General features: G+C 60.2%; 4 protein-coding genes and 2 pseudogenes. 1 reads left to right on the top strand and 5 read right to left on the bottom strand.

What is annotated here, in order from left to right:
• Window positions 1-26 precede the first annotated feature (26 nt).
• On the top strand, window positions 27-2,093 hold the full coding sequence (locus tag ACUTSC_RS01635; RefSeq protein WP_197767346.1) for a carbon starvation CstA family protein: 2,067 nt from the start codon (window positions 27-29) through the stop codon (window positions 2,091-2,093).
• 104 nt (window positions 2,094-2,197) lie between these two features.
• Here ACUTSC_RS01635 and ACUTSC_RS01630 read toward each other — a convergent pair.
• From ACUTSC_RS01630 to ACUTSC_RS01610, 5 genes and pseudogenes are all read right to left on the bottom strand, one after another.
• Window positions 2,198-2,626: pseudogene (locus ACUTSC_RS01630) on the bottom strand (VENN motif pre-toxin domain-containing protein); the annotation flags it as partial.
• 137 nt (window positions 2,627-2,763) lie between these two features.
• Window positions 2,764-3,255, bottom strand: a complete 492-nt coding sequence (locus ACUTSC_RS01625) for an Imm42 family immunity protein (RefSeq protein ID WP_443006776.1) — start codon at window positions 3,253-3,255, stop codon at window positions 2,764-2,766.
• Window positions 3,240-4,193, bottom strand: a pseudogene (locus tag ACUTSC_RS01620) (VENN motif pre-toxin domain-containing protein); the annotation flags it as partial. The gene ACUTSC_RS01625 and the pseudogene ACUTSC_RS01620, both read right to left, overlap by 16 nt.
• Before the next feature lie 36 nt (window positions 4,194-4,229).
• On the bottom strand, window positions 4,230-4,532 hold the full coding sequence (locus ACUTSC_RS01615) for a hypothetical protein (RefSeq protein ID WP_197767348.1): 303 nt from the start codon (window positions 4,530-4,532) through the stop codon (window positions 4,230-4,232).
• A complete protein-coding gene (locus tag ACUTSC_RS01610) occupies window positions 4,529-15,127 on the bottom strand; it encodes a hemagglutinin repeat-containing protein (RefSeq protein ID WP_445653049.1) in 10,599 nt (3,532 codons plus the stop codon). Before ACUTSC_RS01610 ends, ACUTSC_RS01615 begins: the two co-directional genes overlap by 4 nt.
• Window positions 15,128-15,189 lie beyond the last annotated feature (62 nt).

Genomic DNA, 15,189 nt, shown 5'->3' with positions numbered 1-15,189 from the left:
ACCTCTGTACGCCAAGGAGTTGTTCCATGAAAAACATCAGGTCAGGACTTATCTGGCTGCTGGTGGCGTTGGCCGGCGCCTTCGCCTTCGCCATGCTGGCGCTCAGCCGCGGCGAACACGTCAACGCCGTCTGGCTGGTGGTCGCCGCCGTCGCCTGCTACAGCATCGCCTACCGCTTCTACAGCCGGTTCATTGCCGACAAGGTCTTTGAACTGGACGACCGCCGTCTGACCCCGGCAGAACGCCACAACGACGGCCTGGACTACGTGCCCACCAACAAATGGGTGCTGTTCGGCCACCACTTCGCCGCCATCGCCGGCGCCGGGCCGCTGGTGGGGCCGATTCTGGCCGCGCAGATGGGCTTCCTGCCGGGGACCATCTGGATCCTGGTCGGCGTTATGCTGGCCGGCGCGGTGCAGGATTTCCTGGTGCTGTTCATCTCCACGCGCCGCGACGGGCGTTCGCTGGGGGAAATGGCCAAGCAAGAGCTGGGCGCATTCGCCGGGGTAATCACCATGCTCGGCGCGCTGGGGGTGATGATCATCATTCTGTCGGCGCTGGCGCTGGTGGTGGTAAAAGCCTTGGCCGACAGCCCGTGGGGGCTGTTCACCATCGCCGCCACCATCCCGATCGCCCTGTTCATGGGCATCTACATGCGCTTTATCCGGCCGGGCAAGATCGCTGAAATTTCGGTGATTGGCTTCGTGCTGATGCTGCTGGCGATCATTTACGGCGGCAACGTGGCGCAAGATCCCTACTGGGGGCCGTTCTTCACGCTGCACGGCACCACCCTGACCTGGGTGCTGGTGATCTACGGCTTCGTCGCTTCGGTGCTGCCGGTGTGGCTGCTGCTGGCGCCGCGCGACTACCTTTCCACCTTTATGAAAATCGGCGTCATCATCGGCCTGGCCATCGGCATCGTCTTCGCCATGCCGGAGATGAAAATGCCGGCGGTCTCGCGCTTCATCGACGGCAGCGGCCCGGTGTTCGCCGGCGCCCTGTTCCCGTTCCTGTTCATCACCATCGCCTGCGGCGCCATTTCCGGCTTCCACGCGCTGGTCTCCAGCGGCACCACGCCCAAGCTGGTGGAACGCGAAAGCCACATTCGCTTTATCGGTTACGGCGCCATGCTGATGGAGTCTTTCGTCGCTATCATGGCGCTGATCTGCGCCTCGGTGCTGGATCCGGGCGTATACTTCGCCATGAACTCACCGGCGGCACTAATCGGCACCACGGTGGAAAATGCTTCGCAGGTCATTAACAGCTGGGGCTTTATCGTCACGCCGGAAACGCTGGCGCTGATCGCTAAAGAGGTAGGTGAGAACTCCATCCTGTCGCGCGCCGGCGGTGCCCCGACCTTCGCCGTGGGCATGGCGCACATCATCAGCGACGTGTTCAACAGCCGAGCGATGATGGCCTTCTGGTACCACTTCGCCATTCTGTTCGAAGCACTGTTCATCCTGACCGCCGTCGACGCCGGTACCCGCGCCTGCCGCTTTATGGTGCAGGATCTGGTGGGCGTGGCGGTGCCGCAGCTGGCCAACAACCGTTCGTGGTTCGGCAATCTGGCGGGTACCACGGTGGCGGTAGCCGGCTGGGGCTTCTTCGTGTATCAAGGCGTGGTCGATCCGCTCGGCGGCATCAATACCCTGTGGCCGCTGTTCGGCATCGGCAACCAGATGCTGGCGTCAATGGCGCTGATCCTCGGCACCGTGGTGCTGTTCAAGATGAAAAAACAGCGTTACGCCTGGGTTACGATCCTGCCGACCGCCTGGCTGTTCGTGACCTCGATGACCGCCGGCTGGCAGAAGATCTTCCACGAAAAACCGAGCATCGGTTTCCTGGCGCAGGCGAAGAAATTCTCCACCGGCATTGAGCAAGGCACGATCATTGCGCCGGCCAAATCGCTGAAAGACATGGAGACCATCGTTTTCAGCAACCAAATCAACGCCGCGCTGTGCGGGTTCTTTATGCTGGTGGCGGTAACCATGCTGATCGCCGCCTTCTTCGCGATCCGCCGGGCGCTGCGTGCCGAACACCCGACGGCACATGAGGTGAGCGCCGCGCTGCGGGAGGAGACCGGCCGCGGCTGAGTCTCGCCGTTAGGAGAAACGGCCGGCCTCTTGAGCAATGCGCTGCTTGAGGGGTTGGGCCGTTAACGGACGACCGTTTGTCTGAAGATGTCGCCCCCAGGAATATTCTCTTCACCAACCCGTTTCTTGATTTCCGTCGCCAGGTACGGCGAGGCACCGCTCGCCAGCGCGCCCGCCAGGTTATTGCCCGCCAGCGCCGTCAGCGCCCCCGTTACCGCCTGCGCCGCCTTCTGCAGGTCGCTGCCGGTGCCGTATTGCCGCATCGCGTTGTCGTATGCCCGCTGCATCACCGCCGCATCGGTCGTCGGTTTACCGCTCTTCTCAAGCTGCTCCCTGGCCTGCGCCAGCGCCGCCGGGTCTTTCTGCGCCTTCAGCCCGGCGATATCGCCCTGCGTGCGGATGACGTCCATCGCCTGGCCGCCAATCTCCCCAATCAACTGCGCCTGTTTGAGCCGGTTCTGCTCCTTCTCCTTGTTGAATATCGGGCTGATGCTGCCGTCGTTGGCATGCTCGGTATCCCGGTTCAGCTGTGCGCCATTGGCTTATCGAAGCCGAAATCACCGACATGCAACAACTTCAACCCACCGCTGTACCCAATTTTATTTAGTTACAGTAATGATAGTTCAGAGCGTAGAAGCAATCCCTACCGCTTAGCCATGACTTATAAAAATCAAACAATAACCTCCGTTATTATTGTTTGGTCATTAACTCTATTGATTCTAAGATTATGAGCATCTGGCAAACTATTAATTAACGTTTCAACAGTCCCTCTTGGAAAGGTTTTTTCTTGGATTGTTTTTTCGAAATCAGTCGAGTAAAAAAATCGTTCAGAATCACCATCAAAACCCAACCAGAACACGCATCCATAATCCGACAGTTCACAAACATCAAGCCAGATCACATTCTCTGGTGCACCATCAGAGAAATCCAAGTCACCCAAAGAGATATTTCCAATATCCCTTACCCCATCACCTAATTGACTATTCAGACTATCTTTTAATGAAGATATAACAACATAAAGATCCGTAACCGTCCCTTTCCCAGGAATTAAGGTATCACCAACAATAAAATTGAAAAGACCGCTTGGGGAAGTCAATTCAAGCACATACTCTATCTGAATACCTATTTCCAAAGCATTTCCAACAATCATTTTATTTTCCACCCTTCCTGTTTTCTTAAAGCAGCCCTAACGTCATTCGGTAATTCAAGTTTATTTTTCGGATCCGCCGTACTACCAGACCAGTGAAAACCTCCTGTATTATCAGGAGAAAGTCTGTGTATATCGCCATTACTGTCTATTGTGTAACGAGCCTTATGCTCTTTACCTTTTATTGTCAACAGCACTGAATTTTCAAAAAGAAACAGTGAATTTTTAGGCTCAATTCCGGCATTAGGTCTATTGCCTACCCCTCCAAGGGTATGCTTGGAGTTTGACTGATAAACAAATCCATTGCTCGTTTTCACTGGTTCAGGTACAGGGATAGCGCTACCTTTCCCAGCCTTGCTCACCCCACCCAGTGCACTTAACGCTACACCTGCGATCAAATCCGCCTGAACCTGATCAAGACCATATTTGGCCATGATCTGCTCTGACACTTTATTGCTGGCAATAACCCCGTCGGCATCCATCTGGTGCGCCTAGGTCGCCGTCAGATCATAGACCATCTTGATCGGGATATCTTCACCCAAGGCACGATCTATAGCCTGCTTCACTGCCAGACTGTCCGCCAGGCCCTCACCGTACTTCTTCTGACAGGTTGTTGGGCTGCTTGCACAATCGCTGATTAGCTGTTGCTGCTGGGCGGTACTCAGTTCTTCGTACTTTTTAATAATCCCAGTACAGTCACCACCGCCAGCCTAGCAGGATTTCATTTCTGCCGACCAAGCATCTATCTGCTTACTGCTCAGATAGTTATTCTCCACCGCATTCTTGCCAGCCTGCCCGCCGGCAAGCCCCGCCGCCAACTGGCTCAGTGCGCTGACCTGCTGCTTCTCGCTTTCGCTCAGTTGCTCTGCCGTCTTGCCCGGGAACAGCTGCCCGGCAATGTAGCGCGCCGCCAGTTCACCGCCACCCGCGCCCAGTCCGCCTGCAGCGACCGAATAGACTGAGACTGATTCAGATAGTTATTCTCCACGTTAACTTTTCAATAAATGTCCTAATTGTTTCAGTGATTCCTGTATATCAGGATCTTCAGGATCAATGCATTCATTTCTAAATGCTGAAACTGCATAAACCTGCTCTAAGATGAACCAATATTCATGGAAATCGTTCTTCCATTCAACATCAACAGTTTGTAAGCAGAACAATAACCCTTCCAAATTATCAATCAGCTTTTTGAGTGATATTTTATCTGATGCATACAACGCCAACATTTCTCTCATCAGGGAAAGCTGTCGTTGATCGTATTCACTCAACTTCATAGTAGAGAGTAAGGTCATTGTTTAATTTTTCCGAAGTCGACAGTAACTACAGTTCCGGTTTTTGTATCTGTAATTACTGTTATGTTGTTATTACCATCGTAATATGCTGTTGTTCCTGCTCTTTTACCCGCCACAGCATTTTCTGGACGTATTGCATTTTCAACTGTCGTTGGTGTGATTCCTTGACGTTGCATACGATCCAGTGAGTGACTAGAGTAGTCCCGGTTGTTGATTATTGTTGGTTTATTTGAGCCATCAATTACATTTAGCGGGTTACCTTTCGAGCCAGTTGGGGTTTTTGCCGATATTTCATTACTAGCCTTATTAATCAGCCTCGATGCTTCAGCAACATCCCCTTTCTTCAGCGCCGTTTCTGCCGCCTTGATCACCTTACCTGCTGCATCTCCAGCCCCAGGAATGATGCCTATCGCCGCAACCAGATAATCCAAAGCACTCTGAGCTTCCGCAAAACTCTTGATATCCCCTACCACCGGCACAAAATCTGCACCTGTCGACAGGATATCTTTCAGCTCTTCCCGGCGTTCAGTATACATCTTCACCGAGCACACTTCCGCGCTCATTCCGGCACAGTTTTGCTGCTTATAGCGCTCGTTTTCTGCATCGACACGCTCTTCGGCTACCTGCTGAGGAGTCTTACCCTGAGATACAGCGTCAACAATATCACTCAGTGCGTTATTCTCCACCGCATTCTTCCCGGCCTGCCCGCCGGTCACCGCTCCCGCAGTATCGCCCGTCACCAGCCCGCCTGCAAGCCCTGCAGCCAGCTGGCTCAGTGCGCTCACCTGCTGCTTCTCGCTTTCGCTCAGCTGCTCCGCCGTCTTGCCCGGGAACAGCTGGCCGGCAATGTAGCGCGCCGCCAGTTCCCCGCCGCCGGCGCCCAGTCCGCCTGCTGCGGCCGACTGGTTGTTCAGCTGCGCCGTCACTGCGCCCAGCACCGCGTGCGCCATCGCATTGGCGGCGATGTTGTCTTCACCGACCCGCTTCTTGATTTCCGTCGCCAGGTACGGCGAAGCACCGCTCGCCAGCGCACCCGCCAGGTTATTACCTGCCAGCGCCGTCAGCGCACCCGTTACCGCCTGCGCCGCCTTCTGCAGGTCGCTGCCGGTGCCGTATTGCCGCATCGCGTTGTCATACGCCTGCTTCATCACCGCCGCATCGTTCGTCGGTTTGCCGCTCTTCTCAAGCTGCTCCCTGGCCTGCGCCAGCGCTACCGGGTCTTTCTGCGCTTTCAGCCCGGCGATATCGCCCTGCGTGCGGATGACGTCCATCGCCTGGCCGCCGATCTCGCCGATCAGCTGCGCCTGCTTGAGCCGCTTCTGCTCCTTCTCCTTGTTGAATATCGGGCTGATGCTGCCGTCGTTGGCATGCTCGGTATCCCGGTTCAGCTGCGCCACATCCTGCTGCTGTTTGCCAGTGTCGCGGACTATCAACGTTCCCTCACTGACGCCGGCCTTTGTCGTGCCCTCGGCGTGCCCGCTGTGGTTAGCGCCCGACAGCATGCCGCCGGCCGTGTTGGTCAACAGCTCCTTGCCCACCGGCCCGCCGGTGCTGAAGCTGCCGCCGCTATGCGTTGCGCTGTAGTCCGCCTGGTTGTGGATGTCCGTCCAGCCCAGCGTGCCGGTATCGAGGCGGTTCTTCTCTTTGTCCGCTTGGCTTGCAATAACGGCGCCGTCGAGCTGGGTGTGTTCTTTGACCTTGACGTCATACCCGCCCTTGCCGGCAAACAGCCCGGTCTGCTCTTTTACCGAGTCGAAGTTGCTGTGCAGCTTGTCCTTGCTGGCGCTTACGTTGGCTGAGCCGGTCATCGAGCCGAAGGTGAAGCTGCCGCCCGCGCTGGCGTTTTGCTGTTTGGCGTCATAGCGGTCGCTGTCTTGTTGGCTTTGCAGCGTCAGGTCACGGCCCACGTCGACGGTAACCTTTTCTCCGCTGGCCTGCGCGCCGGTCAGCCGGGTGTCGCGGCCGCTGGTCAGGTTGAGATTACTGCCCGCATCCAGGGTGGTTTCGGCATGCGTCAGGCCGTTGCCGTTCTCATGCCCCTTGCCGGCATTGACGCCGGCCGAGACGCTGATGCCATAGCCGCCCGAGCCTGCGCCGATGCCGACACCGACGTTGCCGCCTTTGCTGCTGTTCTTGCCGACGGTGCTTTCGCTGTTCTGCGCCGACTGCAGGGTAATGTCCCGCGCCGCATCGAGCGACAGGTCTTTGCCCGCCTTCAACTGGCTGCCGGTGATAGTGATATCGCCACTCTGTGCGTTGTGACTTTTACCGGTTGCCGTTATCGACAGGTTTTGCCCGGCGGTAAGCGTGCTGCCCTGCGACTGGCGGCTGTCGGTGCAGGTTTCGCTTTTCGACGACTGGCTGCCGTAGGAGGCGCTGATGCCTACCGTGTTGGTGGCACTTTTCCCCGCATCTGCATTGAGCTTGTCGAGTTCAGCAGCCTGTGCAGCCTGCACGCCGGACAGCGCCGCCTTGGTGTTTTGCAGCGCATTCAGGCGCCCATCGCCTTCTTTTCGCGCCTGCTGCGCCGAGCTGACGGCGGTGTTGAGCGCGCCGCCTACGGTGCCCGACAGCGCCACGCTCAGGCCGCTCTGCTTCTGCTCGAAGGTTTCTTTGCGCGTGCGCTGATCGTAGCCGGGGTCGATAGTCACGCTGTCGCCGGTCAACGCCAGGTCCTTGCCCGCCACCAGGTCGGCGCCGCCAATGTGCAGTTGGTTGCCCGCCGTGATATTGACGCTGCCCTGGCTGCTGCCGACGGTACTGACGCTCTGGCTCTGGGTCCGGCCTTTCTCGTCGATTTCGTGTTTGCTCGACTGCTTGCCAATGGTGAACCCAATACCGCCGCTGCCCAGCAGGCCGCTCTTTTTATTCTCCTCCAGCCGGTAGTGCGTGTCGGTCTCGGTGGCTGCGCCGATATCGACGTTACGGCCGGCCTGCAGGTTCACGTCCCGGTCGGCGGCAATGGCCGAGCCGGTAACCGTCAGGTCGTTACCGGCGTTGACGCTGACGCTGTTGCCGCTCAGCAGGCTGCCTTTCTCGCGCGTGGTCGCGTCATTGGCGATACTGTGGCTGCTGCTTTTTTTCAGGAAGCCTTTTTTCTGAGACCGCTCTTCACTGAAGGTCGACTCGCGTTCGGTGGCGGTATTGAGGGTCACATCCTGCTTCGCCTGCAGGGCAACGGTACCCTGCTCGCTGTGCAAGGTGCTGCCGGTGACCGTGACGTCGCCTTCACGCCCGATCACGGTCACGCCCTCGCGCCCGTTGAAGGTGCTGCCGATGCTGATTTCGCGCTCGGTTTGTTCGATGCGACGGCTTTTGGTTTTGCCCTCGCGTTTGTTTTCGCTGTCCTGGTCCTGCGTGCGGGTGCGCGCGTCTTTAATGGTCACGTCCCGCGCGCTGACGCCAATACGCCCCTCTTTACTGTCAATCTGCGCGCCTTCGGCCAACAGGCGGTTGCCCGCCACCAGGGTAACGCCCTGGTCTCCGCTGAGTGCGCTTAATGTCAGGCGCTCTTCCTGGCGGTCGTTGCTGACTGATGAAGTACGGCTGTTGGCGTCCAGGTGCGTGGTATTGGTGGTGCTTTCGGCCCTGATGTTGATATCGCCGCCGGCCTGCACGCGGGTGCTGCCGGCGGCGCTGGCCTGGCTGCCCGTGAACGTGACGTCTCGCCCGGCATTGAGCGTGAGGTTGCCGCCGGCGTTAAGCTCACTCCCCTGAGCCTGCTGCCATTCGCCGCTGACATGCGCCATCCGGGAGCCTGCCGCTTCCGTGCCGCCGCGGGTGCGGTTACCCATTGAACCGGAGATAACCTCAAGATCGGCGGTATGGCTGCTTTTCGCGGCGGTGATGGTCAGATCGTTACGCGCGCTCAGGCTGAGCGTATCGGCCGCATCCAGTTTCGCCCCCGTGAGCGTGATATCGGTGCCGCGCAGGCGAATATCGCCGGCGCTCATGGTCGCCTGGCGCAGCGCATCCTGCAGGTTAGTGCTCATGGCCAGACTGTCGGCCTGCACGTCAATGCTGCCGGCTTTGATGTCGCCGCCCTGATGCAGGAACTGCCCGGCGTCGACCGTCAGGGCTTTGTCGGCAAACAGGTTGCCGGCATTGGTGATGCTGTTTGCCGAGAGTTGCAGGTCGCCACCGCCAATCACCGCGCCATCGCCGGTCAGGCGCAGCGTAGTCTGTGCCAGGTACACCTTCGGTACCCACACCGTTTGCGGGCCGCCTTCCGTTTGCACCGTCTCGCTCACCAGCCAGACGATATCCTGTTGCAACGCTGCAATTTGCTCCGGCGTCAGGGCCACGCCCGGCACCAGATGGAAGTCCTGGGCGACTTTACTGCCGTTGTTCATCAGTTGCTGATACTGCTCCATCGCATCCCAGCCCTTGACGGACGGTTTGCCGGTCAGCGCCAGCACCTGCTCGCGCACCAGACGCTGCTCGTAAAAGCCGTCGCCCAGGCGCTTATGGGTCTGCGCGGGGTCATACCCTACGCGTTCTAGCATATAGTCGCTGCTGATAAAGTTGTCGCGGCGGGTAAAGCGTTCATCGGTCACCACCAGGAACGGGCTGCCGGTCGCCGTATGCTGACTAAACAAGCCGTTATTGGGGATGGCGGTGGCCACATTGCCCAGGTGCTGTAACTGCGTCAGCGCCAGCTCAGACGGCAGCAGTGGGCGCCCCAGCGGCGAGGACGGCGTGGCGCCCGGTCTTGTCATTTGCTCGCCCGGCGCCAGCGTCGTATCGCCGTCAGGTCGGGCAGCGCCCTCTACCGTGAAGGCCAGCGGATTGCGCTCAAGCTCGGCGCGTTCGGCATCCACCGCCTTTAACGCCGCATCAAGTTGACTGATTTGCGCCTGATTGACCGTGGTGTTGGTGATGCGGGCTCCGTTGATGGTGACCGTGCCATTGCCGGTGATCACCCCGTCAACGGTCGCCAGCGCCGTGGTTTCGTCCCGGTTGAACGTGGGGTACCAGTGATGCGTGTCCTTGTCATAATGGTCAACGATAGCCGCCTGGCGCCGCTCATTAACCGAGTAACCGCGGTTGTCCACGCTGCCGCCGCCGTCCTGCGTCAGATTGCCGTTGGCGGTAATGACGCTGGCGTCATTGAGCAACGCTCCCGTGATGCGCAGCACCATGTTGCCGCCCGCCAGAATACGCGCGCCGATCCCCTCACTCACCAGCTTGTCGCGCGTCACCGTGCCGCTCTCGGTACGTTCGCGGAAGTTGTTGTAATCGGTGATGAACGGCGCGCTGTCGATATCGACATGCTTTTCGGGATCCCAGGTCATCACCTGCGTCCAGTCGTGCTCCCAATGGAAGCCGTTTTGATAAGGCGTCGGGATGGTCGCCAGCTGATTGCCCCCACGCGTTTCATAGAACGTCATCGCATAGCTGCCATCGGCATTCGGCTTGAGCGCCAGGTAGTTGACCCACAGGTCGGTCAATTGGCCCTTATTGTCCTTGACCCGCACCTGTGCGCGCTTGCCCGCCGCATCAATGGCCAGCAGAGTGCCGTAGCGGTTGGTTTGCGCCGCCGAATCATCCTGGAATGTCAGCTGTTGGGTAGTCGGCGCCAGGGTGCTTTTGTCGGGATTGACCGCCGAACCATAAGAGCGCCAGTAGTAGTTGTAGCGGTGCCATTTGTAGTCGCTCTTCTCCGCGTCACGCTCAATCACCAGCCCTTCGCGCAGGTTGTTCAGGCGACGGACCTCGACGGTGGCGTCACCGTCTGCTTCGATAAAGCTGGCCCGATTTTCAATCAGGTCATCGCTGTGCAACTGCAGGCGGTCGGCGCTGTAAATCAGCGCGCCCTCCCGATTGGTCAGTCGCTCACCGGCCTGCACCGTCAGGCTGTGGGTCGCCGCCATCACCGCAGGCGCACCGTGGTTGTCGATAATGCGCCCGTTCACGGTGATGTCGTCGCCCATCAGCGCCGCGGTGTTGTCCAGGGAATCGACGTTCAGCGTCATGCTGTCCGCCTCAAGGCGCCCGGTGTTTTGCAAGGCTCCGGTCGTCAGCCGCAGCGTTTTGCCCACCAGCGTCGCCGGATTGGTGATGCTGGCCGCAGTGAGCGCCAGATTGCCTGGCAGCAACCAATCCGCCAGGTTGGTAAAGGCGCCGCTCAGGGAGAACGTCACCGTGCCGTTACTGCTGATCGTTTCGCCGGTCTGATGGGTGTAGTCCTGCTGCGCGGACAGCGTCAGCGCCTGCAGCCCCAGCAGGGTACCGTTCTGATTATCCAAGGTACGCGCATGCACGGTGAGTTGCCCGGCGCTCTCCACGCGCCCGCCCTGGTTGAGCAGCGCCAGCGGCGAGTCGGTCTGTGACCGGTCAGTATTGATATTGAGGTTGCCGTTGGCCAGGATACGCCCCTGGCGGTTGTCCAGCTGCGTTACCCCCGCGAGGGTCATCTGGCCGCTACTCTGCAGGCGGCCTGCGGTATTGTCGATATCATGAGAGGTGATGTCGGCGCGTGTGGTGCCCAGTATCAACCCGCCATCGCGATTGTTCAGACGGTCGGCCTGTAGATTGAGAGCCGCCTGGCTGCTGAGCGTGCCCTGACCGCTGTTATCGAGCGTCCCGGCCTTGAGCGCCAGCCCCTGGGTTGACACTAATTGCCCACCCCGGTTGTTGACCTGCGCCCCCTCAAGGGTGAGCGAGTCACCGCTGTGCACCTTGCCGTGCTGATTGTTAAGCCGGTCGAGTCGGTAGATACCCGCCCCCTGACTGATGAGCGTACCTCCGGCGTTGTCCAGCTGCTTTGATGCCACCGCGATGCCGCCGCGGCTGCTGAATACGCCGCGTGTATTATTGATACCGGCGGCCGACACCTTCTGGTCGCCATTGCTGCGCACGGCACCGTCGGTATTCTCCAGCAAGCCAAGAATACGCAGCGCTACGTGTTGCTGGCCGTCTATCGTCCCGCCGGCATTATTCAGCGTTTGTGCGTCAAGCGCCAGCGCACCGCCGCCCTGTATTTTCCCGCCGCGGTTGTCCAGCCCACCGTTCAGATTGAGCCGCAGCTGCTTCTGGCTGTAGAGTTGCCCCGCCTGTGCGTTATCAAGGCTACGGGCGGCAATAGTCAGCGCCTGGCCCGCCAGCCACTGACCACCCGCGTTATTGATGGCGCCGGCATGTTCGCCATCTTTGGCGCCTGCAACAGCAAGCTGCCCCTGCGCCGAGACCTTGCCGTTGCGATTATCGATATCCTGTTTGATGCGCAGCGCCAGGTTTTGTGCCGATTGCATCACGCCCCTGGCGTTATCCAACCAATCAGCCGCCAGCTGTGCTTCCTGCTGGCTCTGTACGCTGCCATTCGTATTGTCAAAACCGCCGCTTCTGGTCCGCCAGCTCCCCTGGCTGCCCATCCAACCCTGCGCGTTGACGATATCCTGCGCCTGCAGCATTTGAGACGACTGACTAAAAATCCGCCCCTGGCCGTTATCCAGCTTGCCGGTGAACTGCATATCCAGGCTGCCCAGCGCGTTGATGGCGCCCTGAGCATTGAGCAGACTGGCGGCACGCACCTGCGTGCGGCCATTGCCGGTCAAGGTGCCGCCCTGATTGTCCCAGCCGCCGGTCAGGTTCAGGGAAAGCGCCTGCCCGCCGAGCACCACACCGGCGGTGCGGTTGGTCAACTGCCCTCCCTGCAGAGACAGGTCGCCACCGCTCTGCAGGGAGCCGCCATCATTATCGAACAGGCTGGCTGCACCGCCGTTAACGGCAAGGGCTTGCTGCGCGGTCAGTTTGCCGGTGCGATTGAGGATATTGCCTGCGGCGTCAAGCGTCAGGTTACCGCCGGACTGCAGCCGCCCGCCGGTATTGTCAAGCGACTGCGCGCTGGCGGTGACCTGCCGGCCACCTTGTGCGGTGCCACCCTGGTTGTCCCAATCGCCATCGGTGTTGACGGCGAGTGTGCTGCCGCCTTCAAGCCAGCCGGCGGCGTTGCTCAACCCTTGCTTCGCCGTCAGGTTCGCATCCTGCCTGGCGACCACCTTGCCCTGAGCGTTATCGAGGCGCTGCGCCGTTAGCGTGAGCGACTCGCCGCTGATTTCCCCCTCGCGGTTGCCAAGCACACCCGACGTAGTGAGAGAGAGCCTTTGCCCACCCAGCAGCTTGCCGGCCTCGTTGTGGACGTCTCGCGCTGACACCGTGGTTTGCCCATTTCCCTGCACCCTACCGTGATGATTGTTCAGCTCGCCCTCACTGCTCACCGTCAGCATCTCACCGGCGCCCAGCAGCCCCTGCGTGTTGTCCAGCCCCTGACGGGCATGCAGCTCAAGCCGTTGTCGGCCAATCACCTTGCCCTGCGTGTTGTCGAGACGGTCAGACTTCACCGCCAGCACCGCGGCGCTGATTTCGCCGCCACAGTTACTGGCATTACCCGAGGTCGTCAGGGTTGATGCCTGGCCGGACAGCAGCTTGCCACCGTCGTTGTTGAGGGTCGTTGCCGTTGCCGTGACGGCCGTTTCGCCTTGCGCCGTGCCGCCACGGTTGTCCCAGTCGCCGGTATGGATATCCAGCGCCTTGCCGGCGCCCATCAGGCCGCGTTGGTTATCCAGGCGGCTGGCCGTCAGGTCGAGATTGCCCTGGCCGATGATCTGCCCCTGCGCGTTATCCAGCCGTTGTACCGCCAGACGCATGTCATCGCCACTCAGGGTGCCGGACTGGTTATTCAGATCGCTACCTGCCTCAAGCGCCAGGCCGTTCCCGGCCAGCAGATTGCCCCCGGCATTATTCACCGCGCCATCAGCATGGAGCGTGAAGCCCGCCTGGGTTTTTACCGTGCCGCGCTGATTATCGAGGCGGCCGGCGTCGAGGCGAAGAGCTCCGTTGCTGCCCATCGTGCCACCGCCATTGTCGAGCAGGCCACCCACTCGCCAGTGCTGTGCCGTTTCCCCCAGCGCCACCAGGCGACCACGCTGATTGACCAGCCGGCCGGCCGAAAGCAGAAGGCTCTGCGTCTCGATGGTGCCGTCACTGTTATCCAGTGCGCCTGCCAGGGTGAAACGGCTTTCACCGTCACCGGTCTGTGACCAGGTCGCCTGTTGGTTGGACAGGTTGTCGGCATCCACCGTCCAGCGCCCGGCCTTGACCCTGGCCTGCTGCGCATCCACATTTCCCTTCGTGCTCACGGCCAGCTCACCGCTGTCTACGGTGGACTGGCGCAATACCACCCCGCCCTCGCGGGCCGTCAGCGCGGTACGGCCGGCTCCGACCTGCGCGCCGCTGATATCCACCCGCCGCCCGGTCGCGTTGACGTTCTTTTTACTGAGCAGACTGCCACTGGCGCGAATTTCGCCCTGGCTATCAAGCTGCAGATTGGCATCATGGACCAGCGTGCTGTCGGCATTACTGCCCGCCAGCAGGTGGCCACTGCTTTGGATGCCGCGCGCGGCATTCAGGTGCACATTCCCGGCCGCCGCCAACGTACCGGATTGCGTTAACATTCCCTCGCGACTCTGCACGGCCAGTTGGCCACCGCTATACACTTTCCCGTGCGTCTCGATGTCGCCTTTTGCCGCCAGCTGAATATCGCCGCCGGCCTGCGTGGCCGCATCCGGCGCACCAGAGCGCCAGCTGAGCTTGCCTTCGCTGCTCACGGTGAGCGTTTTGCCCGCCTGGACCTGTCCGCCCTGGTTACGCACGCCGACGCCGGCTTCAGTGCCAATCATGCGGATACTGCCGCTGTACATGCCGCCCATCTGCCCCATATCGATGGCAAGCTCAGGCCTGGCGCTGCCGTCGCCCGAAAGCGGCGCAGCGGTTTTGCCGTCCGCGCTCACGCGATTGCGGCCAGCCACCAGCGTCACGCCTTCTTTAGCCCAGACGCCGGCGTTGACCTCCACCGCGCGCGCCAGAATGTCGACGTACTCGGTATCATGACGGGTATCGCCGTTGAGCCCACCGCCCTCGATGCGCACCACGCCACGCTCGACCTGGTAGCCCGCCACACTGCCATCGGCGTTCAGTTGCGGTTTACCGGTGGTCAGCGTCATGCGTCCGGCGTTGATGGTGCCGCAGCCGTTGCAGACAATGCCGGCGGGGTTGGCCACAATCACCTGCGCCTTGCCGCCGGCCACTTCCATAAAACCGCGCAGCTGGCTGGGATTGTTGCTGTTGACTTCGTTGAGGATGACGCGAGCCGGCGCGGAATTGGGATTGAGATTAGGGTTACCCTGGATCATCCCGGCCATCTGGGTCGCGGTCATCACCGCCGAGTTGTTGAGGATGGCGCCTTTGGCGTCGACGTCGAACTGCTGATACTGATTATGTGAAACCCCAGCCTGGTTGGGGGCGGTGATGTTGACCTGCGGCAAGCCGTTCTGGGTATTGATGACCTCCGGCCGCTGGGAAGGATTGGCACCGCCGTCCGCGACAATGCCGTCTGCCATGACGGGGCCGGCGAACATCAACAGCCCAAGCAGCCACACTGACCGACGCACGGTGACCCACAGACGACTTCCACCCGTTATTCCTGAACCGATGCGTTGCCCCGGCTCGCTGCTGCAGCTGCGGGCCAGTTCGGACACCACCCGCAACTCCCCGTGGGTGCGGCTGAAGATAATGCGATAGCAATGTTTGTTCATAGGTCACATCCGTGAGAAAAGTCAGTCCGTTCAGGTCAGCGCAGCAACGCTGCCGGTATCGC

It is taken from the genome of Serratia sp. TSA_105.2 (assembly GCF_052692115.1).
Note: the sequence above shows the minus strand (reverse complement) of the source record. Positions and strands in the feature narration are given on the sequence as shown.